The organism is Streptomyces sp. NBC_01235 (assembly GCF_035989285.1).
GTDB lineage: Bacteria > Actinomycetota > Actinomycetes > Streptomycetales > Streptomycetaceae > Streptomyces.
Window position 1 is genome coordinate 4315459 of the sequence record NZ_CP108513.1, and the last position, 22329, is coordinate 4337787.

Genomic DNA, 22329 nt, shown 5'->3' on the forward strand with positions numbered 1-22329 from the left:
CTCGCGACACCCGGATGCGATTCCTCCCCGCAAGAACCAGGTGAACAGGCGTTGCTCGTGGCCGGGTTGGCGCTGGCGGGCCCGGCGGCGGTGAGAGTGGCGGCCGCCGCCAGGCCGGCGGTGAGGGTGGCGAGTACGGTTCGCAGGCGCATGGCCGTCACCGTAGGACGGGCCGGTGACGGCCGGTAGGACTGCTCGTCAAAGATCGCCCGACGCGGCCACGACGGCTAGGACGCCGCGAGGTCCTTGTGGATGACCTTGGCGACGCCCTGGATGGTCGCGATGCCGTAGTTCATCGTGCTGTTGCCGTGGGTGAGGACGGTCATGGAGTAGTCGTGGCCGCCGCCCTTGAAGGTGCCGACGCTGTGCACCCGCCAGCCGTACGTGGCGCGCGACAGCCAGCCGTTCTTGACGTGCCAGGTGACGCCGGCGGGCCGCCCGTAGGGCGTGCCCCAGCGCTGGGAGGAGATGACCTGGCCCATCAGTTGGTTGACGTAGGCGCGCGAGCCGTCGGTGAGGACCGCGTTCTTGGCGGTGAGCAGGTTCAGCAGCTTCTGCTCGTCGGTGACGGTGATCTGGGTCAGGCCCCAGTAGCCGTTCGCGCCCGGCTTGGTCTGGGTCATCCTGGCGGCCGCCAGGAAGTTCTTGATCTTCGTCGGGCCGAGCTGCTTCCACAGGGTGGAGGTGGAGGCGTTGTCCGACTTGGTGATCATGGCAGTGGCGAGGGACTTCTCACGGCTGGTGAGGGCCCGGTGCGTCTTCTGCGCGTCCCACAGCAGCGCGGAGAGGACGGTGACCTTGACGACGCTGGCCGAGTCGTAGGCGGTGGAGGCGCGCAGGGTGCAGGTGGTGTTGGTGCTGCGGTCGTAGAGGCCGACGGCGATCGTGCCCTTGCGGCCCACGAGCGCGGCGGTGATGTCCTTCTTCAGCTTGGCCGCGAGTCCGGCCCTGGCCGACGTACAGCTGACGGTCGGCGTCGCGGCCGCGGCGGGCGCGGCGGCGGCCACGCCGGTCATGAGGATGCCGGTGCCCAGAGCCGTGGCGACCAGTCCTCTCCTGCGTCTGGAAGTCCGGTGAGTCATGCCACGTTGACTCACACACACGTCCGAAAGTTGTACTCATGTTCCCCGCGCCGAAGTTCATGACACGCCGGGGCGGCGGGCATGCATGCGGCATGCCGACCGAGACACCGAACGGACATTTCACGGCAGGGCAGTTGCGTGCCGCCCTGTGGGTTCTGCTCCGCCTCGCCGTTCCCGAAGCGAAGGCGCCCGACGTGAAGGGGTTCCGCGGGAAGAAGGTGCCCACCAGACTCCTGAGCGACGGTCTGAGGACCTTGATGGAGAATTTCCTGCTCGCGAGGCGTCGCGGAGGGGACGGCTGGAAGGCGGCCGTCGAGGTGTTCCAGGAGATACCGGGCTTCTTGCAGGCGGATCTGCCCGGTTCGACGATGGGTCTCGGCGAGGAGACGACCTTCATCGCCGGATACGACAAGCAACTCGCCGATTACAGGGAAAGGTTCGGTCCGCTTCTGGAGTGATCGGTCTCTTACCGACCTCTCATCCAGTCACAGGTTGCCCCCAGGTGGAGCACAGGCCCCGCTCATCGGGCGTCCGCATCGTGCAGTGGTGACATCTGCCACCGATCCCCTCCCCCACCCGACCGTGCCCCCGGCCGTACCCCCGGCCGTGTCCCCCGACTGGGCGCCGCCGACGACCTCCGAGACGGTCCCCGCGGCGCCCCCGCCGGACAAGGCGCCGCGCTGGTCGCTCCCCGCGCTGATCGCGATCATGGTCCTGGCGGCGGTGCTCTACTCCTGGAACCTGTCGTCCAACAGCCTCAACAGCTTCTACAGCGCCGCCATTTACAGCGGTACGAAGAGCTGGGAGGCGTGGTTCTTCGGCTCGCTCGACGCCGGGAACTTCATCACCGTCGACAAGCCGCCGTTCGCGCTCATGATCATGGGCCTGTCCTGCCGGATCTTCGGTTTCGGCACCTGGCAGATGATGGCGCCGGAGGTCGCGGCGGCGCTGGGCACGATCTGGATCCTGCACTCGTCCGTGAAGCGGGTGTTCGGGCACGTGGCCGCCGTCATCGCGGCGCTGGTCCTCGCGCTGACGCCGATCACGGTCGCCATCAACCGGGACAACAACCCCGACACCCTCCTCGTCCTGCTGATGGTCGGCGGCGCGGCCCTCGCCCTGCGCGCCACGCGCGACGAGAAGCTGCTGCCGCTCATCGGCTCCGCGGTGTGCTTCGGGCTCGCCTTCAACACCAAGATGCTCCAGGGCTACATCGCCCTGCCCGCCGTCTTCGCCGTGTACGTGTACGCGTCGAGGCTGGGGTGGAAGAAGAAGGCCGTCAACCTGGCGCTCGCGGCCGTGGCGCTCGCCGTCTCCAGCTTCTGGTGGGCGACGGCCGTGTCCCTGGTGCCCGCCGACGACCGCCCCTACATCGGCGGTTCGACCGACGGCAGCGCCTGGGACCTGATCATGGGCTACAACGGCCTGGGCCGGGTCCTCGGCGGCGAGGGCAACGGCGGGGGCGGGGGCGGCGGGGGCGGCACCTTCGCCGGGACCGCGGGCATCGGCCGGATGTTCAACGACATCCTCGGCGGCCAGATCTCCTGGCTGATCCCCTTCGCGGGCATCGCGCTCGTCGCCGGCCTCGTGCTGTGCGGCCGCGCCCCGCGCACCGACCTCACCCGCGCCGCGCTGGTCCTGTGGGGCGGCTGGCTGGTGCTGCACTACCTGACCTTCGCCATGGCCGAGGGCACCATGCACCCGTACTACACGACCGCGCTCGCCCCGGGCATCGCGGCGCTGTGCGGTGGCGGCGGCGTCATGCTGTGGCGCGCCTTCCGCGGCGGTGACGCCCGCTGGTCGTGGGTGCTGCCCGCGGGGCTCGCGGTCACCGGCGTCTGGGCGATCGTGCTGCTGCGCCGGGCCACCGGCTGGAACACCTGGCTGTGGCCGGTGATCGGCGTGGTCATGGTCCTCGCGATCGTGGGCCTGTTCGTCCTGCGGTCCGCGAGCTCCGGCACCAGGGTCCGGCTGCTCGGTGTGTCCGTCGCCGCGGCGATCGTGGCGGCCCTGGCGGGTCCGACGGCGTACGCGGCCTCGCCGGCCTTCGGCTCCTCCGGGGGCATGATGGGCGGCACCAACCCCACCGCGGGCCCCTCCACCGGGGGCGGCATGGGCGGTCCCGGCGGAGGCGGCCGGGGCGGCATGGGCGGCGGCCCCGGCGGCCAGATGCCCGGTGGCACGCAGCAAGGCGGTACGCAGCAGGGCGGCCAGGCGAACGGCGAGTTCCCCGGCGGAGGCGGCAACGGCCAGACGACGCCGGGCGGCGGCGCTCCGAGCGGCGCGCCGAACGGCCAGGACGGCCAGGACGGCCAACAGGGCGGCACGAACGGGGAGTTCCCCGGCGGCGGCACTCAGGGCGGCGGCGAGAACGGCACGGCTCCGGGCGGGACCGGCGGCGCACCCGGCGGGACCGGCGGAGGCGGCGGCATGGGCGGCGGCGGTATGGGCGGCGCCGACAGCGAGCTCGTCTCGTACCTGGAGAAGCACCAGGACGGCGCCAAGTGGCTGATCGCGGTGTCCAACTCGCAGAGCGCGGGCCAGATGATCCTCAGCACCGGCAAGCCCGTCATCTCGATGTTCGGCTTCACCGGCTCCGACAACGCGATGACGCTTGCCAAGCTCAAGGAACTGGTGAAGAAGGGCGAGCTGCACTACATCCAGCTCGGCAGCGGCGGCGGTCCGGGCGGCGGCAACAACAGCCTCCTCTCCGAGATCACCACCTGGGTGCAGAAGAACGGGACGGCGGTGAAGGAGAGCGAGTACAGCAAGAGCACGTCCTCGAGCTCCGAGTCCGGGTCCACCTCCCAGTCCGGGACCGAGACCGAGTCCGGGAGTTCCTCCCAGTCCAGCACCTCCACCACGTCCACCGTCTACCGTCTGGACGCCTCGGACGTGAGCTGACCCGCACGCCGACCGGCACAGCACCAACGGCCCCCGACTCTCCTGTCGGGGGCCGTTCCCGTTTCCGTCTCCGCATGTCAACTCGCGTAGACAAAGGGCAGTTTGCCGGTTCCCGTCATCTGATCGACATGTCAGATTCATTGCCATGACCGCATGTGCATGTCACTCTCCCGATTGCCGCCTCCAATCAACCCGCGTAGATCGGACACCCCACATGCTGGCGACACGCATACGCCGATGGAAGTCGGTGGCGCTTGCCACCACTGCCGTCCTGGTCGGCCTCACCGCGCCCGCGCTCACGGCGACCCCCGCCGCCGCGACCACGACGGCGTACGACTCGACGTACTACAAGAACGCGGTCGGCAAGACGGGTACGAGCCTGAAGTCGTCCCTGCACACGATCATCAGCGCCAACGTCTCGAAGATCTCGTACTCCGCGGTCTGGAACGCGCTGAAGGTCACCGACCAGGACCCGAACAACAGCAGCAACGTGATCCTGCTGTACAGCGGTGTCTCGCGCAGCAAGTCCCTCAACGGCGGCGACGTCGGCGACTGGAACCGCGAGCACGTGTGGGCCAAGTCGCACGGCGACTTCGGCGAGGTGACCGGTCCCGGCACGGACCTGCACCACCTGCGGCCCGCGGACGTGACGGTCAACAGCATCCGCGGCAACAAGGACTTCGACAACGGCGGCAGCACGGTCTCGGGCGGCGGCGGCAGCCTCACCGACTCCGACTCCTTCGAGCCGCGCGACGCCGACAAGGGCGACGTGGCCCGCATGATCCTCTACATGGCGGTCCGCTACGACGGCGGCGACGGCTTCGCCGACCTGGAGCCCAACGAGAAGGTCAACAACGGCAGCGACCCGTACATGGGCAAGCTCTCCGTCCTCAAGGCATGGAACGACGAGGACCCGCCGAGCGCCTTCGAGGAGAACCGCAACCAGGTCATCTACGACACCTACCAGCACAACCGCAACCCGTTCATCGACCACCCGGAGTGGGTCGAGGCGATCTGGTAGCACGCGGCACAGCCGTCACCACAGGCACAAGCACAGGGCCCTCCCGGAACTCCCGGAAGGGCCCTGCGTCGTTCGGTACGCGTTCGGTCCGTGCCCCGCTCAGCGCCGGGCGAGGCCCAGCCGGGCCACGTCGTCGTGGCGGCGGCACATCTCCTCGACCCGGGCCCCGACGAAGGCAAGCGCCTCGTCGAGGCCGAGGCCGTCGGCCCGCTGCCGGTACGGGACATGCACCCCGGCCGGCCACTCTCCCATGTCCCGCTCCAGGTCGAGCCGGACGAACGCCTCCACCGCGATCCCCGCCTCCGTGAAGGCGAGGGTCACGGCGAGGCGGTACTCGCTCGGCTCCTGGTCCCGGGTCAGGTCCATCCACGTGATGCCATGGTCGAGCATCACCTGCGGTGCGCCGTGAACGACATCGAGCCGTACCTGCGGGCTGAGTGTCGAATCGCCGTCGTCCCCGGAATCGTCCCCGGAATCGCCGCCGAAGTCGCACGCCAGGTAGGAGCCGAGCATGAACGCGTCGAGCTGCTTCTGGAACCGGTCCAACGACAGCAGGAGTCCGGCGAACCGCTGCTCGACCACCAGGAGCTCACCCTTCGTCGTCGTCCTGCAAGTACCACCCGCGCCCGACCATGCGATCCTTCAGCCGCTCCACCTGTTCGGCAGGCGGCTTTCGGACGGACAGGGCCGCTGCCGCGTGGTTGCGCGCCACATGCCGGTCGAGCCCGAAGGCGGCCTCCACCACCACGCCGAGGTTCCGCTCCGACAGCAGGTCGGAGAGGATCACGAGCAACGGACCGAAGTCCGTGTCGTCCTCTCGGACCCCAGCGGGAAACACCAGTCGCAGCTGGTCGACCACTTCGGCGAGATGAGGTTCCAGGTCTGCCATTTCGCTGATCATTTTCCGATCCATGACACGGATGCGTGGACGATGGCGTTGAACGATACGCCCTGGATTCCCGCCGCCCGTACGAACTTGGCGTCCGAAGTGAAGATGGGAATCCCCATGGCGTCGGCGGTGCCGAAGATCTTGATGTCGTCGGCGCCGACCCTCCTGCTGGGTTTGAGGCCTGCGGCCCGCGCACTCACATTGTCCGGCACCACCCGCACCTTGCTCATGAGCGTCTGGATCATGGCCGTCTCCTGCGGGCCGACGAAACCGTTCGCGGTGTTGCGGGCCACGGCCGCCTGGAACTCGTTGACGGCGGTCTGGGTCATCACCATCCCGCGGTCCCCGATCTGCGCGGCGACCTGATCGCCCACCGCCCGGTCGGCCGACGTCAACGCCCGGGCCGAACCGGTGTCGATCATCACCTCTTCCTTGGGCGCGTCGGGCGCCTCGCCGTCCTCGGCCTTCTTCTTCTCGGCGCCCTCGCTCTTCTTCTCCGCGCCGTCGTTCTTCTTGCCTCCGGAGTCGCCCTTCTTGGCCTCGGGAGCGTCCTTGGCCTTGGCCGGAGGCGGCGGCTTCGGAGCCTCCTTGGGCTTCGGAGTGGACGGCGGGGTGAGGTCGTCGGCGTGCTTGACCGCGTCCTTGGTCTTGTCCGCCGCCTTGGCCGTGTCGGTGGCCACGTCCACGGCGTCGACGGCCTTGTTGACGTACCGGGCGCCCTTGGCCGCACTCGCGCCGTAGCCCGCGATCGGGATGGCCGAGGCGTAGGACAGACCGGCGTCGATGTAGTTGCCCTCGGCCGTGTACCAGAGGCCGTTGAGCAGGTCGGCGGGCTCACCGAAGCCGGGCACCAGACCGGCGACGTCCAGGGCGCCGTGGCCGATCGGGCTGATCCAGGACTCGCCCCAGTACAGGCCGGTCGGGTCCGGGAAGACCAGCGGATTGTTGCGCCCGTAGGCGTAGGCGTTGAGGTGCTGCGGATCGCTGACGTTCAGCAGCGGGTCCGCGGACAGGAAGCGGCCGGCCGTCGGGTCGTACTCACGGGCGCCGAGATGGACCAGGCCGGTGGTGGCATCGGCGGTCCCTCCGACGAACGCCTTGTCACCCGGCCATGCGGTCGGGTTCGATCCGCGCACCTCGCCGAAGGGCAGGGTGCGACGCTGCTGCACCGCCGAGTCGGCGGCCCGGACGGCGATCTCGGCCGTCCCGTTCTGTCCGCCGACCAGCCAGGTCACCCCGGCCGCGGTGCGCACCGCGATCTGTTGCCCGCCGTGGGCGTAGTACCGGGTACCGGAGAGCGTGTTCTTCGCCTTGTCCAGGCGGATCTCCTGCACACCGAGATAGAGCGTGACCGCGCCCTTCTCCTTGCGCAGCAGCCGGTTGCCCTGCGCGTCGTAGACGAAGCCGGTGCGGTTCGCCTCGTCCTTGGCACCGTTCACATAGGGCGTGACGGAGGCGAGACGCTCCTCGACGTCCCATTCCAGGGACTGGTCCACCGCCGCCCACAGCCCGGTGGCCTGCCGGGTGCGCCGGGTGGTGTTGCCCATCTCGTCGTACTCGAAGGACTGGGTCGCCGTCTCGTCCTTGCCGGGGGCCACCGAGTGCGACTCGGCCGACTTCACGGCGTGCGCGTGCGGGTTGCCCGTGCCGTTCGGGGTGTACGTCGTCGTCTGGGCGACGGCCGCCGCACCCGTCGTGCCCGTCGCGTAACGCGTCTCGGACGTGCGGTTGCCCATGGCGTCGTACTCGTAGGCGTGCCGGTACGGAGCCGGTCCCCCGATCGTCGCCTCACCTGCGCTGGGGGCGCAGGCAGCTGCGCTCTGGGTCCAGGCGTCGGTGAGCCGGCGCAGGTAGTCGTACGTGAAGCACTGGACGTCCGCCGCCTTCCCTTCCGGCGTGTCCGCGATCTTCGTGATGTTGCCGGAGGCGTCGTAGCCGTAGGCGATGTCCGAGTCGGGCGTCTTGACGACCTCCCGGTCGATCCGCGCGCGCTCCAGGCGGCGGGTGCCTTCCTCGTAGGTGTTGGTCAGCCAGGTGTACTTGTCGGCGCTGGCGGTGCCCAGGGTGAGCTGCAGGACCTCGCCGTAGTTGGAGTAGCGGGTCTCGCGGGCGTAGTCGGTGCCGTCGCCGAGGGTGAAGGACGGCAGACCGGTGGCCGTGTATCCGGTGGTGACGGTCTCCGCCGGCAGGTCGCCGGCGGCCGGGAGTTCGGTGCTCGCGAGGGATCCGTCCGGCTTGTACGACGTGGTGGCCGTGTAGGTGCCGGCGAGCTTGCCCTCGGACGCCGGAACGGTGACCGAGGTCTTCAGCGGACGGCCCGCCGCGTCATAGGCGTCGACCGACGTGGTGTAACCGTCGCTGCCGGCCCACTTGGTGGCGGAGGCCAGACGGCCCTTGCCGTTGGGGATGGTGCTGCTGTCGTACTCCCAGGTGGTGAGCTTGGTGTCACCGTTGTAGAGGGAGCGCTGGCGGCCCAGCTTGTCGTAGTTGTAGGTGAGGGTGATCTCGCGCTGGTTGCGGACCGTCTTCAGCCGGTCCAGTTCGTCGTACGTCATCCACGAGGTGCCCTCGTCCGGGTCGACCGCCACCGTCTGCCGGCCGCGCACGTCGTACTCGTACGACCAGACGTTGCCGGCAGGGTCCTTGACCTCGGACAGTCGGCCGGCCTTGTCGTAGGAGTAGTTCGTGGTGTCCGCGGCGCCGCTGGGCGAGGCTCCCTTGAACTGGACGAGCTTCGTGGTCCTGCCCTGGGCGTCGGTATACGTGGCGGTCGGGGTGTCGCCCTCCGGCGGGTCGACCGTCATGTGGTCGCCGTGGTAAGCGGCCTTGGCCCGCCACTTCTCCTTGCCCGCGACCCGGAAGACGGTGTCCGTGGCGCGGCCCGCGCCGTCGTACACCATCTCGGTCTCCGAGGGGGTGCCCTCGGAGGCGTCGACCACGTTCACGAACGTGGTGCCGGGGGCGGCGGAGTTGTAGAAGGGACCGATGTTCCTGATGGCCAGGCCCCGGCTGTCGTACTCGGTGGTCGTGACGACCCGGCCCGAGTTCGCCGCCGGCGTCTGGGTCTGGCGCGGGCGCAGCAGGCCGTCGCTGAGCTGGTGGCTGGTGGCCACCGAGCCGTTGGGGAGCAGGGACTTGGTGGTGGTGACGACGGGCGCGTTGTTGCGGACCAGGTAGGCGTACTCCAGGCTCGGGGTCTCCGAGGCCTTGGCGCGGCCCGGCAGCCACACCTTCAGCAGGCGGCCGAGCGCGTCGTACTCCAGGTCGGTGCGCTGCTTGTTCGCGTCTACGGTCGCGGTGACCAGGCCCCAGCGCGGGTCGACCGTGGAGGTCGTGGAGTTGCCCGCCGGGTCCGTCACCTTCATGCCGGTGACCGGGCCGCCGAGGGTGGGCGTGTACGCCGTCTTCGTGGTGTTGCCCTGCTGGTCGGCGGAGTCGGTGACCCGGCCGTGGGCGTCGTACTTCGCGGTCGACGTCGTCACGTACTGGGGCGTGCCGTCGGCCGCGTAGCCCTTGACCTTCTCGCTGCGGACCACGTCGCCCTTGGTGGGCGTGGCGCCGTAGGTGTCGGGGTCGTCGTACCAGGTGCGGACGTCGGAGATCGCCTCGCCCTTGTAGGACGGCGGGCCGTCGTCGCACGCCACCGGGACGACCGTCACCCGCTTCAGCAGCGTGAGCAGGCCCGCGTCGGTGTTGCGGTTGTAGGCGTTCGTGGTGCAGGTGTCGTCGTCGGGGTCGGCGAGGTCGCCGGAGTCCGAGGAGCGCTCCAGCATGCCGTAGGAGTCGTAGAAGTGCTCGATGGCGGCGCGGCGGACCTTGCCGTCGTCCAGCGCCGTGCGGGTCTTCGTCGACTTGACCGCCGCGTAGGTCGCCTCGTCGCTGCCCTCGGTGGCCGTGGCGGCGGACTTCCAGGGCGTGCTGACGGTGCCGCTGATCTCGTCGGCGCCGTCGAAGGTGCGCTGCTCCAGCTGGAAACCCTGGTGGCGTTCGTCGTCGCGGACCTTGGTGCCGTCGGAGGCGGTGACCGTGACGGACTTCGTGCCGCCGGACTCCTTCTCCCGGTCGCCGTCCATGCCCTGGAGGTAGGTGGTCTCGGTGCGCAGCTGCTTGGAGCCCGCCTCACCGGTCTTCATGGTGACCGAGCGGAAGCCGCGCCACTGGTTCCAGGTCTTCTTCTTGGTCTTGACGAGCTCGCTGTCGTCGAAGGCCCAGGCCGCGCCGGAGTAGTCGTACGACGTGACCTTGTTCGGGCCGGTGACGGTGACCTCGTCCTCGATCACCGTGTCCACGACGAACTTGTGGAACCAGTCCTCCTTCTCCCCGACCGTGCCCTCCTTCGACCAGAAGGACGGCATGCACCGCTTGGTGTTGGTCTCGGGAGTGGGGAGGCTGGACGGGGTGCACTCCGTCGGCTTGTAGTTGACCGAGATCGTGCCGCCGGTCTCCGACTGGATGGCCCGGATGCGCCACTTGTACATGGGCAGCCGGTCGTCGGCGCCCGTGTCGACGCGGTTGGCGTCCTGCCGTTCGTAGAAGGTGACCTTCGGGAGCTTGTTCGCGCCGTCCTTGCCGGAGTGGGTGATGGACTCCAGCCACATCGCCGGGGCGTGGGTGGTGTCGGCGCTCTGGTACTTGTGCGCCAGGTCCCACACGTCGACGTCCGTGTACTTGCCGTCGGCGCCCAGCACCTGCGTGGTGACCTTCGACAGGCGCTTACGGGTGAAGAAGGTCGGCGCCCACTGGTCCTTGCACTCGGTGTCGGAGGTGCAGATCTGCTCGAACGGCACGTCCGGCCAGCGGGTGGCGGTGGACTCCTTCAGATCGCCGGGCTCGCAGTCGGCCGCCGCGCCGGTGCAGCGCTCGACGGCGCTGAAGACGACCTGCGCGGGGGCCGCCGTGGAGTTCTCCTTGCCCTCCTGCTCGCCGTACTCGACCCGCTTGAGCCAGCCGCCGCGGTCGTAGGAGACGACCTTGTCGCCGCGCACCGAGTCGTACTTGTTGGTCTCGGTGCCGTAGTAGTACGTCATCGTGTTGCCGTGCACGTCGACGACGTAGTCCAGGTTCCAGCGCCAGGTCTGCTGGCAGCGGGACTCCTTGAACGTGTCCTTGTGGCAGGGCTCGTCCTTGTCGTCGCCGAAGACCGGGACCTCCCAGGAGGAGCCGGTGTTCTCGGCGTCGGCGGCCTCGGACTCCCGCTTGCCCTTGCCGAAGTAGTAGCGGGTGCCGTCGGTGGTGGTGACGACCCAGTACTCCTTGTTGTCGTCCGAGTTGAAGCCGCCGGTCTTCCGCTCGATCTTCGTGCCGTCGTCCTGCTTCAGCCGCCACTCGTTCGCCGACTTCTTCACCAGCTCGCCGGCCCGGCCGCCGAAGTTCATGGTGGCGTTGTCGGAGTGCCAGCACAGGTCGTACTTCTGCGCGCCGGCCTCGTCGTGGCCGTCCTCCGTGCAGGAGCGGTAGGCGCGCTCGATGTAGCCGGCGCTGAGGTCGAAACCCTCGCCGACCCAGGAGGTCTGGTTGTTGCTGGAGGCCGTACGGCCGTCCGTGGACGCCGAGTTGTAGGCCAGGCCCAGCTGCGGCGACGGGCCCGCCAGGGCGGGCGGCACGCGCAGCGGGTACTGCCAGGTGAAGGCGCCGGTCTGGCCCGCGACCTGCCAGGACGCCGAGGGCGCCAGCGAGGTCGCGGTGTAGGAGCCGGAACCGCCCGCGGGCGCCGCGGAGACCGCGAGCAGCGGCGCCTTGGCGCCCGCGACGGCCGTCGGGACGTCGGCGGTGAGCTTCTGGCCGCGGACGTCGTTGCTCGTGGCGAGCGGGGTGACGCCCTGACAGGCCGCCGCGTTCGGCGTGGTCAGCGCACAGGCGGGCAGCTGAACCAGCCGCAGCCGCTGGGCCCAGTCGCCGCCGTAGGCCTGGGCGAAGGAGGCGTAGTCGACCTGGACGGAGACCTTGGCCCCGGCCGTCGTACGGCCGTCCGCGCGCGTGACCTTCAGGAGCAGGCCGTCGATGCCGGCCTTGCGCGCTGCGGCGTGGCCGAGGAGGTCGACCTTGGCCCGGGCGGGCGCCGCGGCCCGCGACTTGGGGGGCGCGAGGCGGACGGGGAGACCGCCCGCGCGCAGGCCCTTGCGGGCCGCACCGCTCGCGCCGCTCGCGCCCAGGGTGACGGTGGCGCTGCCCGGCTCGGGCCAGGCGGCCTTCGGGCGGGGCGTGGCGCCGTATCCGGTGAGGTGCTTGAGCGGGGTGCGCGGGCCGTCGGCCTCCACCACCGGGGTGGAGGTCACGTCCTGCGTCTTGGGCCGCCGCTGCTCCCGGGTGTCGTCGTCACCGAGGGCGGGGACGGCCTGGAGCAGGGTCAGGGCCAGGGCCGCGGACACGGTCGCGGCCAGGGGTTTCGCCCACCTTCGGGCGTCATGTCTGCGTGTTGAGCGCATGCGCGCTCCTCCCGTTTGTGATGTGGAATTCCCGGGCGCCCAAAGGGTGTTCGGGCGCCCGGGACAGCGGGTTCTGGTCAGGAACCGCCAGATGTTCAGGTGCTGAGCGGGTCGTGCGAAGTCCACTGCGGTTCGGCAGCGCCCTGAAGGGGCGCGGGGCTGTGTCGATGTGCGGCTCCGCCGCGTGGGCGCGACCAGCCACGATGGTGCCGCGGACGATCGACGGCACCTCACGGCACTTCCAGCGGAGCGCTCAGTCGTTCGCGAGCCGGTAGATCTCGGTGCCGGAGAGCAGGCCGGGCACGAGGCGGACGTCGTCGATGTCGCCGGCGAAGAAGTCGTGCCACTCGCCCTTGTACTGGGCGCGGCCGATGTTCAGGCCCTTGGTGGCGTTCCAGACGTCGGTGACGGCGGCGCTGCCCTGCTCCTCGCCGTCGACGTAGAGGGTGAACTTCCGGGCCGCCGGATCGTAGGTGCCCGCCAGGTGCGTCCACTTGCCGACCACGGCCGGCCGCTCGCTGGTCGCCATGGCGCGGATGATGTCGGAGTCGGCGGTGTCCGAGATGTGCCGGCCGAAGATCCAGCGCTTGAAGGCCGTCGAGTAGTAGAGGTTGAAGCCGTTGCCCTGGGTACCGGACTGGCCGATCACCGCGATGTTCTCGCTCAGCGAGGTGGGCCGCACCCAGGCCGACACGGTGAACGCCTGCCCGGTGTGGACAGCGGAGGCGGCGGTGGCGTAGTCGCTGCTGCCGTTGAACCGCAGGGCCTTGTCGGCCGGCTGGTCGGCGGAGTGGTTGCCCGCGACCCAGTCGGCGCCCTTGACGGTCAGGGTGCGGTCGTGGCCGGAGGCGTCGGGCGCGGTGGTGCCGGTGCTCTGGTCGAGGCCGTAGACGGCGGCGGCGCAGGAGTCGGCGAGGGCGTCGGCGCAGGCGCGATCGGCCGTGAAGATGTACTTCTCCAGCGGGCCGCGGTTGCCGGCCCGGTCGACGCTGCGCACGTAGAGCACGTTCGGCCCGAACGTGGACGGCGCCACCTCGATGGTGGCGTTGCCGCCGAGGCTCGCGGGCGTGGCATGACGGCCGGGGGTGTCGCTGCCGAGGTCCCACTCGTAGTACTCGACGTCGTTCTTGAAGACCGAGTCGGAGTTCCCGTTGGCCGAGACGGTGAAGTGCCGCTTGGCGCCCGCCGGGAGGTCGGCCTCGCCGTCCGCCGGTGTCACCAGCGGCTTGGTGTCGGGCCGCTCGGTGTCCACGACGAACTCGCACCAGTCGGACCAGTCCGAGTAGCCGGAGTCCTTCAGCTTGCCGGTGGAACCGTCATAGGTCTGGGCGTGCCACTTGTAGCCGTGGCCGTGCGCCAGCTCCCTGATAGGGATGCCCTTCTCGAACACGCCCTCGTTCTGCGGCCCGTCCTTGCCCTCGTACACCATGGGCCTGCCGTCGACCTGGTCCCAGACGCGGAACGTGGCGGTGAGGTTCTGGCCGGTGCCGTCGGTGTAGGAGTCGGCGTCGGTGCCGTTGACCGCCATGGCCGGGGTGTCGTCACGGATCCACGGCCGCTTGGTGTTGTCGGTCGTGCAGGTCTTCTCCTCCGGGTTGCTCAGCCGCTCGTTGTACGGCTTGCCCGGGGTGGTGTTGTAGGTGACGACCAGCTTGGCGTTGTCGCCCCGGAACCGCTTCCAGGAGTTCGGGTCGTCCTCGTCGGCGGCGCGCAGCGAGAAGGCGATCGGGTCACCGGCGGCGGCCTTCTTGCGGACGGTGGGCGTGAGGTTCTCGTTGTCCTCCTTGCTGCTGTCCTGGAAGTCGACCCAGCTCGCGGGCGCGTCGGGGCTGCAGCTGCTGCCGCGCCCGTAGGCCACCGTACGGTCGACCATCAGGTCGCCGTCCTTGGGCTTGTTGTTCCAGTTGGTGGCGGAGTCGACGCCGCCTTCGGGCACCAGGTGCAGGTTGACGGTGCTCGCCTGGCAGGAGAAGGAGAAGGTCTCGTAGACCTCGAAGACCGCCTTGGAGATGGTGCGGTTCTTCCACCCCGAGGTGGAGAACTGGAAGTACATGCGGTTGGTGTACGGCGAGGAACTGCACACGTAGTACGTGCCGCCGATGGACTTGTACGAGCAGCGGCCCACGCCCTCGTCGTCCTTGAACTTGTGGAACTCGGTGCCCGGGTGGGCGCTGGAGACGTACAGCCACTCGCTCTTGGACATGCCGGCCTCCGGGTCGAGATAGACCGGGAAGTCGGTGTCGGCGGCGGTCAGCACGGCGTGGTCGGGGACGACGGTGACCGCGTCCCCGGACACGTCGAGGCCCATGTCGGCGACCTTCGCGGCGGCGTCGGGCGTGTCCTGGACGGGGGCGCCGGCGCCGGAGGCGGCCACGGCGTCGGCCGGGACCTCCCGTGCGGCGGTCGCGGAGTCCCACATCTTGGGGGCCTGGCCGCCGAAGACACGCGCACCGGAGGCGTCGACGGCTTCCAGACCGCCGTCCGCCGCGGCCTTGAGGTCGAGCCCGTCCACCCGCACGGGCAGCTTCAGCCGGGCGAGCTCCGGGTTGCGTGCCGCCTCGGGCGTCTTCACCTCCAGCACGTACGCGTACCCGGTGACCGAGGCGCTGGCGAGCAGGTCCACGCCGGGCAGCACCTCGCGGTACTCGGCGGTGTCGCCGGCCAGCACCGGCTCGGGCAGCGGCTTCGGCCAGCGCAGGGTGAAGGACCTGCCGTCCTCGCCGAGGGTCACGAAGTCCTGCGAGCCGCCGGCCGCGAAGGCCAGGTCGACGACGGCGGCCCTGGGGCCGACGGTTCCGTCGGCCCGACGCTCCAGAGTCGGATCGGCGGCGGCCCAACTGCCGTCCGCCCGGTGCACCCGCTGGGGCTGCACGCTGGTCTCACTGGTGAGCGAGCCGTCCGGATTGGCGAAGACGAGCTCGTCCTCGGTGCGCCGCGGCACGATCTCCACCCGTTCGCCGGTGGCGGCGGCCTCGGCGAACGCGGTCGCCTCGGCGGTGGTCGGTGCGGTGGTGGTTACGGCGTCGGCGGCCTCGGCCGCACTGGTGACGGCGGGCAACGCGCCCAGGACGACGGCGCTGCCGAGCAGCACACCGAGCGTCCGGGTACGACGAAGCCGCCGGAACCAAGGGTTGGTCATTCCCTTGTCTCCCCCTGGAGCTCTCCCCAGAGCTCCCTATGACGAATATGAAGTTGATGTGGTCATGCAGTACTGCAGTGGCGAGGGAGAACGTATGGGACTTCCTTTACTGATTCAAGCCACTTTCCACATTGACTGACCAGTTCCCTCACACCGGTGATGTGGATCTTCATCCCGGGCATGTCGCGGGCCAGGCCGAAAGCATGGGGCCAGCCCCGGCACCCGCCGAGGCGATGCTCGCTCCAACTCCCTTTCCCGGAGACCTTCATGAAGCTTCGCGCCTGGTCCCTCGCCGCCGCCCTCGCCCTGACCGCCCTCGTCCTGCCGGCCCAGGGCGCCTCGGCGGCCGCGGCGCCGTCCTGTCCCGACGGCTCGGTCTGTTTCTACAGCGGGGAGGACTTCGGCGGCAGCACCTGGGAGTGGACCGCCCGCAGCGGCTACCGCGACATGCCGCCCTACCTCCACGACCACGTCGGCTCGTTCGTCGCCGGCACCCGCGCCTGCTTCATCAACTGGGGCCCGTTGACATCCTCCCCCTCTTAAGAGAGGGGGATTCCAACCCGGGTGGGTTGAGGTTCACGGGTGCTCGAACGGCTGGTGGCCGTTGTCACCCCTCCGGCACCGGCTGTTCGCCGGGGGCGGGGGATCCCGCCCTGTCCTGCCGCGACGTTGGCTGCTGCGTTGGTGTCCGCGTTGCAGGCGAAGCCGCAGGAGGAACAGACGAACTCGGCTTGGCTCTTACGCGAGTTCTTGTCAATCCATCCGCAGGCACTGCACCGCAGACTCGTGTACGGGGCGGGGACGTCCTCGACCCGGCCGGGGGCTTTTTCCTCGGTGCGCTGCCGCAGCAGGCCCCAGCCCTGGGCAAGGATGCCCCGGTTCAGCCCCGCCTTCTGCGCCACGTTCCTGCCGGGCTGCTCCACGCTGCCCTTCGCGGAGCGGGTCATGTTCTTGATGTTCAGCTTCTCGAACCGGATCAGGTCGTACGACCGGGCAAGCAGGGTGCTGGTCTTCTCGCACCAGTCCTTACGGCGGTTCGCCTCGCGGGCCCTGAGCCGGGCGACGGCCGCGTAGGCGGCGGTCTTCCGCTCGCTGCCCTTGGGCGCGCGGGCGGCGCGCCGCTGGTGCTTGCGGATCTGGGCGCGTTCCCTGGCGGTGAGCTGCGGGCAGTTCAGCTTCCGCCCGTCGGAGAAGGCGGCGGTGACGGTGACGCCCCGGTCGACGCCGATGACCTCACCGGTGCCGGGCGCCTCGGCCGGGTCGGGGATGACGGCGAACGCCGCATGCCACTGCCCGTTGCGGAAGGTGACCCTAAACGTCTTCGCACTGGGCAGCTTCGCACCCTTGCCGCCGACGCTCAGGCGGAAGCGGACCCAGCCGCAGCCGGGCACCTTCACCTGCGCCCACCGCCGGTTGAGCTTGCGCACCACGACCGAGCGGCCCATGACCTGCCGGCCGGTCCTTGCGTTCAGCCTCGGTGTGCCGTCTGCGTGATACTCGGGCACACGGTCGGTGCCGATGACACGGAAACCCTCGTGCCGGTACTTCCTGCGCCAGGTCGGCTCACCGAACCCGGACGTGAAACGTGCCTGCTTGGCCTTCGCGAAGTCCTTGAGCGCCTGCTGCTGCACATCCGCGCTCCCGGCCGCCAGCCACACGTGGTCGTGCCGGGCCTCGGTGAGCTGACGGCACTGCTCGGCGAAGGAAGGCGCGGGCTTGCGTCCCTTCCGCCAGTGCGCGTGCTGTTCGACAGCAAGGTTCCACACGTACCTCGCGTGCGCGCAGTGCAGCAGCATCTGCTGTTCCTGCCCGCTCGTCGGGTACATCCGAAACCGTGCCATGCCGTGAACCTAGACCACACATTCCCCCACCGCGCACACCATCGATCACCATCACCCGTGCGAGTGACCGCACCCCGGCCGGCCACCGACCCCAGGACCCACGACCTCCCGTCGCCACCACCCGTCCGTGGCCACCCTCGGCATCCCGGACGACGACGCCGGATCGCCCTGACAGCGATCCCCAACCCCTGCCCCACTCCGCGGGAACGGGCATTCACCCCGGCCCTGAAGGACCGGGCACCCTGCCCGAAAGCCAGGTGGAGAAGCGGGACACCTTCAACGGCGACTGGCGCTCGCGCTACCCGGGCGACTTCGGCGGCAGGATCGACGCATGGGCCCGGGGGCCTGCTGAGGCCTCTTACCGCTCGCCCCCGGGAGCGCCGTACCACCGCCACTGACTGAGACGCGCATGCCCCGGGATCTCCCCCCGGCCGGTGGCCCAGAGCAAGGTGGGCCATCGGTCGCTGCCGGTCGGCGCATCGGGAAACAGCCGCGCCAGCACCCGGTCACACGCCCCGGCATCCGGCGCCCATTCGACACCGAGCCCATCGGCGACGTCGTACATGTGCACCAGCGTCTCGACGACCCCCATGGCGGCGAAGCCCTCGGCATCGGAGAGCCCGAACACGTGATGCGCCCGGACGGTCGCCGGGGTCACCCGCACCATGGCCGCCAACAACCCCCCACAGGCATCCAGCACCTGCACCAGCCCGGCCGGCCCGGCGCCACGGTCCGCGAAGATCACATTCGCCGGCGCACCGGACCTCTCCGCCCGCCAAACGAAGGGCACCTCGGTGTCCGACGGCGGCTGCTCTGGCCCGAGTTGAGCGGCATAGGCGAACAGATCGTCGGCCAGATGCTCAATGGTCTCCCGACAACTCCACTCCAGGGAACCGGCATTGGCGTCCCAGTCGGCCGCCGCCCCCGCGCCCCGAAGTGCGGCGACGGCCAGCCGGACGGCGTACTGCACGTCATCGGCGGTGACGGGGCCGGGGCCGGAGACTCGGTTCGCTTCAGGCATGGCGGGACGGTATCAACGATCACCGGACAGGAACCGCGCCTCTTCAGCGTCAGTCATTCAACTGCCAAGCGCTACTGCCGAGTTGAAAGGAAATCAACGTGACACCTAACACTATTGACCAGCATGTTCGATCAGCACATGATCTTCACAGCATATTGTAAGAAAAAGTTAAGGGGGCGGGTGGGGGCGTGTTAACGCGAAGACGGCGGCACGGCTGGCACCAAGCGGTGCGGAGTGGGGCGACAGTCGTCGCGCTTCTAGCGGGCGCGGTATCAGTGGTCGGGGCGGGGACGACTCCAGCACTCGCCGATGACGGGGCCGCCTCGGCAGCGGCTGACAGTAGTCCGGAGTCGCAGGCGAGTGTTCTCGCGGCGAAGACCGGTGAGCGGGTGGCCGTGGACGTGGCGACCACCGAGTCGTCCCAGGTCTTCGCCAACCCGGACGGCACCTTCACGCAGGAAACCAACGCGGCTCCGGTCCGTGCCCAGAAGGACGACGGCACCTGGGCGCCCATCGACACCACCCTCGTGCACGATGCCGACGGCTCGGTGCGGGCGAAGAACACGACGCCCGCTCTCACCTTTCGGGCGGCGGCAGCGGGGCCGGGCTGGCCACGCTGAAGGACGAGGGGTACGAGCTAAAGCTCGGCTGGCCCACCGCGCTCCCTGAGCCCCGGCTCGACGGCGCCACCGCCACCTACGACGGAGTCCTGCCGGATGTCGATCTGAAACTGACCGCGCTGAGCTCCGGCTACACCTCGGTGCTCGTGGTCAAGACCGCTGAGGCGGCGAAGAACCCGGCGCTCGCGACGATCAGGATGACCGTCTCCAGCGGTGGACTGGCCGTCGCCCCGACGGCCAACGGCGGTTTCGTCGCGCGTGACAGCAACGGCACCCCGGTCTTCGAGAGCCCGGCGGGGCGGATGTGGGACTCGGCCGGTGACACCCCGGCCACAGCCACCGCCGCTGCCGGCGTCACGACGCAACTCGCCCGCACCGCTCCGGCGGAGGCCGAGGGCGAGCCGGAGCAGGCCAAGGCGGTTCCACTGCCTGCCGCCGGGGGCGAGCCGGCCCCTTCCGAAGCTCCCGACAGCGATGACGCGACGGCGGAGCTCCCACTCAAGGTCACCGGCGCCACTCTGGAGATCACTCCCGATCCGGCCCTGCTCCACGGAGACGACACCGTCTTCCCGCTCTACATCGACCCCCCGACCAAGGGCATCGCGCTGGGCGACTGGACGGCTCTGGCCTCCAACGGCACCAAGTACTGGGAGTTCGACGGGGACAAGGGCGTGGGGCGCTGCTCCAACTACGCCGGCTACCTCTGTGCCAGCACCCCGTACACCCAGCGCATGTACTTCGAGTACCCGCTGTCGTCGATCCACGGCAAGAAGGTCCTGGACGCGACGATGGAGGTGTACCAGTTGTGGACGTTCACCTGCGATCCGCACTGGTACGACCTGACCCGCGTGGACAAGGGCATCTCCTCCAGCACCACCTGGTCGACCAAGCCCACCGGGGTGGACCTGATGGGCGACCGGGAAGTGGCCTACGGGCGGGGCACCTTGTGCAGCCCGTCGCAGCCGGCGAACTGGGTGCGCTTCAGTGACAACGTCTCCGGCGGGGAGACCAACGAGAACCTGACGACCACCCTCGCGTCGTACGCGGCGAACAAGCAGGCTGAGATCACCTTCTCGCTGACCGCTCACGACGAGTCCGACGCGGCCGCCTGGGCGCGGTTCCGCAACGACGCGAAGCTGTCGGTCACGTACATCTCCTACCCCTCCACGCCGACCGAGGCGAAGGTCCAGGACGGCACCAGCGGTAAGGCGTGCGGGACGTCCGCCGTGCCGCAGGTCACCGGCGACACCACGCCGACGGTGTACGGCACGGTGCAGTCGGTGGACGGATCGCAGGCGCAACTGCGTGCGGCATTCGAGATCTGGAAGGCGGACGGCACCAGCCGTGCCTGGACAGCGAACTCGCCCGCCAGCGCCTGGGTCGCGGACAACGCGGTGCGCGACGCCACATCCTCCGCACTGACCCCGCAGACGAACTACCGGCTGCGGGCCATGACACAGGCGTACTACATGACCGACCGGGGCGCCACCGGCGTCCTGAATTCGCCCTGGTCGTCCTGGTGCTACTTCCGGGTCGACACCGATTCCCCGCCGCCTCCGGTGGTGTCCAGCTCCGACGGCCGCTACCAGCCCGCCGAGACGAACCAGGCCGCAGACGGTGTGGGCGTGACGGGCTCGTTCCTGTTCACCCCCGCCGATACCGACCCCACCACTGCCGGCATCCAGTCCGACGTCGTCAGCTACAAGTGGCGGCTGAACAGCGGCGCCGTGTCCGCGCCGATCACCGTCGCGAAGGGCACGGCCGGCAAGGCGAACATCACCCCGAACCAGGTCGGTGAGAACACCGTCCAGGTCTGGGGCTACGACGCGGCCGGCCACAGCTCCCTCACCGGCTACTACAGCTTCCTCGTCAACCCCGGCGCGAAGGCCTCGGGCGTGTGGCACTTCGACGGCAACGGCAACGACTCCACGACAACCGCCGCGCCCCATGCACTGTCCACGGGGGCAGGGGCTTCGTACGACGGGCCCGGCCGTGGTGGACCGGCTTCCCTGAAGCTGGACGGCGCCACCGGCTATGCCCAGTCGTCCGGGCCGGTGGTGGACACGACCAAGTCGTTCAGCCTCTCCGCCTGGGTCCGGCTCTCGGACGTCACCCGCAGCCAGACCATCGTCTCTCAGCAGGCCACCACACTGTCGGGATTCGCGCTGCACTACTCAGCCACCAGCAAGCGGTTCACTTTCTCCCGCTACCAAAGTGACGTGGCTGCTCCGACGGCGAGCCGCTCTACCTCCCTCGCCGCTCCAGCGGCAGGGGTGTGGACCCACCTCACCGGCGTCTACGACGCCGTGGGACAGACCGTGCAGTTGTATGTGAACGGCCGCCCCCAGGGGACTCCCGTGGCCTTCACCACGCCGTGGGCGGCGACCGGACCGCTCCAGGTCGGCAGGTTTCACAACAGCACTGGCTACGTCGAGTACCTCAATGGGCTCGTCGACGAGGTGCACGTCTGGTCCCGGGTGCTCGCCGATGCAGAGGTCGTCCAGGACGCCCGCTTCGAGGACGAGGACAGCAGCGACGGCAGCTCCGGCGATCCGGTGTCGGCCCTCGTCGCCAGGTGGGATGCCACCGACACGGTGAACGCGACCGGCACCACGATCAACGACAACACCAGCGGCTTCGCCCGCACACTGGCCCTCAGCGGGGCAACGCTGGCCCAGATCACCACCGGTGCAGACCCCGACACCGGCGAGACCGGCACGACCCGGCAGACGATGCAACTGAACGGCTCCAGCGCCTACGCCTCGGCGACCGGCCCGATCGTGGACGACACCGGCTCGTTCACGGCAACGGCCTGGGTCACGCTGGACCCCGCCAAGTTCACCGACACCACCAAGTCGTACGCCGTGCAGGTGTTCGGTCAGTCAGGGGCGACCCAGTCGTCCTGGGGCGTCTGGTACGAGCAGCCGGCCGGAAGCAGCCAGGGACGCTGGACCTTCGGCCGCCCCGACAAGGACGGCACCGGAGCGGCCTGGACGAAGAGCGAGTCCGACGCCGTCAACGCCGCTGAACTCAACGGCGATCCCGTCATGCTGACGGTCGTGTACGACGCGCAAATGGCAGTCGACACCTCCACCGGCCCGAAGCTCGGTTCGCTCATCCTCTACGTCAATAGCGCACGCATGGGCAGCGAGGACGACGTGTCCTTCCCAGCTCCGTGGCAGGGCAGTGGGGCGTTCGAAGTGGGCCGCGCGAAGATCGACGGCACTGCTGCGCGCTTCTTCCCGGGAACGGTCGACAGCGTCCGCGTCTGGTCCGGCGCTACGCCCACCAGCGTGATCGCCGACCGCTGGAACACCGAGCAGTAATCAACTCCCGGGTGGCCGGGCGGAGGTCCCGCCCGGCCACCCGGCCTCTTCTCATCTTTCA

At 69.6% G+C, this 22329-nt stretch carries 13 protein-coding genes; 6 read left to right on the top strand and 7 right to left on the bottom strand.

Annotated features, from left to right (window positions below; genetic code table 11):
• Positions 1 to 227: 227 nt before the first annotated feature.
• Positions 228 to 1082, bottom strand: coding sequence for a serine hydrolase (locus tag OG289_RS18980; RefSeq protein WP_327315216.1), 855 nt, complete (start codon positions 1080 to 1082; stop codon positions 228 to 230).
• Positions 1083 to 1174: 92 nt separating this feature from the next.
• Between OG289_RS18980 and OG289_RS18985 the strand changes: the two genes are divergently transcribed.
• From OG289_RS18985 to OG289_RS18995, 3 genes are all read left to right on the top strand, one after another.
• Positions 1175 to 1540: a hypothetical protein gene (locus OG289_RS18985; RefSeq protein WP_327315217.1), complete on the top strand. Its 366-nt coding sequence runs from the start codon at positions 1175 to 1177 to the stop codon at positions 1538 to 1540.
• 88 nt (positions 1541 to 1628) lie between these two features.
• Positions 1629 to 3986 (top strand): glycosyltransferase family 39 protein, encoded by a 2358-nt coding sequence (locus OG289_RS18990; RefSeq protein ID WP_442818918.1) that lies wholly within the window; start codon positions 1629 to 1631, stop codon positions 3984 to 3986.
• Between the two features lie 214 nt (positions 3987 to 4200).
• Complete coding sequence (locus OG289_RS18995; protein ID WP_327315218.1) at positions 4201 to 5007, top strand: endonuclease I family protein; 807 nt, start codon at positions 4201 to 4203, stop codon at positions 5005 to 5007.
• Between the two features lie 99 nt (positions 5008 to 5106).
• On the opposite strand, the gene OG289_RS19000 is transcribed toward OG289_RS18995, so the two are convergent.
• The 4 genes from OG289_RS19000 to OG289_RS19015 form a co-directional block, all read right to left on the bottom strand.
• Positions 5107 to 5589, bottom strand: a complete 483-nt coding sequence (locus tag OG289_RS19000) for a hypothetical protein (protein ID WP_327315219.1) — start codon at positions 5587 to 5589, stop codon at positions 5107 to 5109.
• Positions 5590 to 5596: 7 nt separating this feature from the next.
• A complete protein-coding gene (locus tag OG289_RS19005; protein ID WP_327315220.1) occupies positions 5597 to 5896 on the bottom strand; it encodes a hypothetical protein in 300 nt (99 codons plus the stop codon).
• Positions 5897 to 5904: 8 nt separating this feature from the next.
• Positions 5905 to 12321, bottom strand: coding sequence for an RHS repeat-associated core domain-containing protein (locus tag OG289_RS19010; protein ID WP_327315221.1), 6417 nt, complete (start codon positions 12319 to 12321; stop codon positions 5905 to 5907).
• Between the two features lie 253 nt (positions 12322 to 12574).
• Complete coding sequence (locus tag OG289_RS19015; RefSeq protein ID WP_327315222.1) at positions 12575 to 15460, bottom strand: LamG-like jellyroll fold domain-containing protein; 2886 nt, start codon at positions 15458 to 15460, stop codon at positions 12575 to 12577.
• A 267-nt stretch (positions 15461 to 15727) separates the two neighbouring features.
• On the opposite strand from OG289_RS19015, the gene OG289_RS19020 reads away from it, so the two are divergent.
• Positions 15728 to 16003 carry a peptidase inhibitor family I36 protein gene (locus OG289_RS19020; protein ID WP_327315223.1) on the top strand — a complete coding sequence of 92 codons (276 nt, stop codon included), beginning with the start codon at positions 15728 to 15730 and terminating at the stop codon, positions 16001 to 16003.
• Here OG289_RS19020 and OG289_RS19025 read toward each other — a convergent pair.
• Together OG289_RS19025 and OG289_RS19030 are read right to left on the bottom strand one after the other, a co-directional pair.
• Positions 16000 to 17301, bottom strand: a complete 1302-nt coding sequence (locus tag OG289_RS19025) for an RNA-guided endonuclease InsQ/TnpB family protein (protein ID WP_327315224.1) — start codon at positions 17299 to 17301, stop codon at positions 16000 to 16002. The genes OG289_RS19020 and OG289_RS19025 overlap by 4 nt on opposite strands.
• A gap of 358 nt (positions 17302 to 17659) precedes the next feature.
• Positions 17660 to 18322 carry a maleylpyruvate isomerase N-terminal domain-containing protein gene (locus tag OG289_RS19030; protein ID WP_327315225.1) on the bottom strand — a complete coding sequence of 221 codons (663 nt, stop codon included), beginning with the start codon at positions 18320 to 18322 and terminating at the stop codon, positions 17660 to 17662.
• A gap of 401 nt (positions 18323 to 18723) precedes the next feature.
• Between OG289_RS19030 and OG289_RS19035 the strand changes: the two genes are divergently transcribed.
• Positions 18724 to 18942, top strand: a complete 219-nt coding sequence (locus OG289_RS19035) for a hypothetical protein (protein ID WP_327315226.1) — start codon at positions 18724 to 18726, stop codon at positions 18940 to 18942.
• A 146-nt stretch (positions 18943 to 19088) separates the two neighbouring features.
• Positions 19089 to 22268, top strand: coding sequence for a LamG domain-containing protein (locus OG289_RS19040; RefSeq protein ID WP_327315227.1), 3180 nt, complete (start codon positions 19089 to 19091; stop codon positions 22266 to 22268).
• Positions 22269 to 22329: the final 61 nt, after the last annotated feature.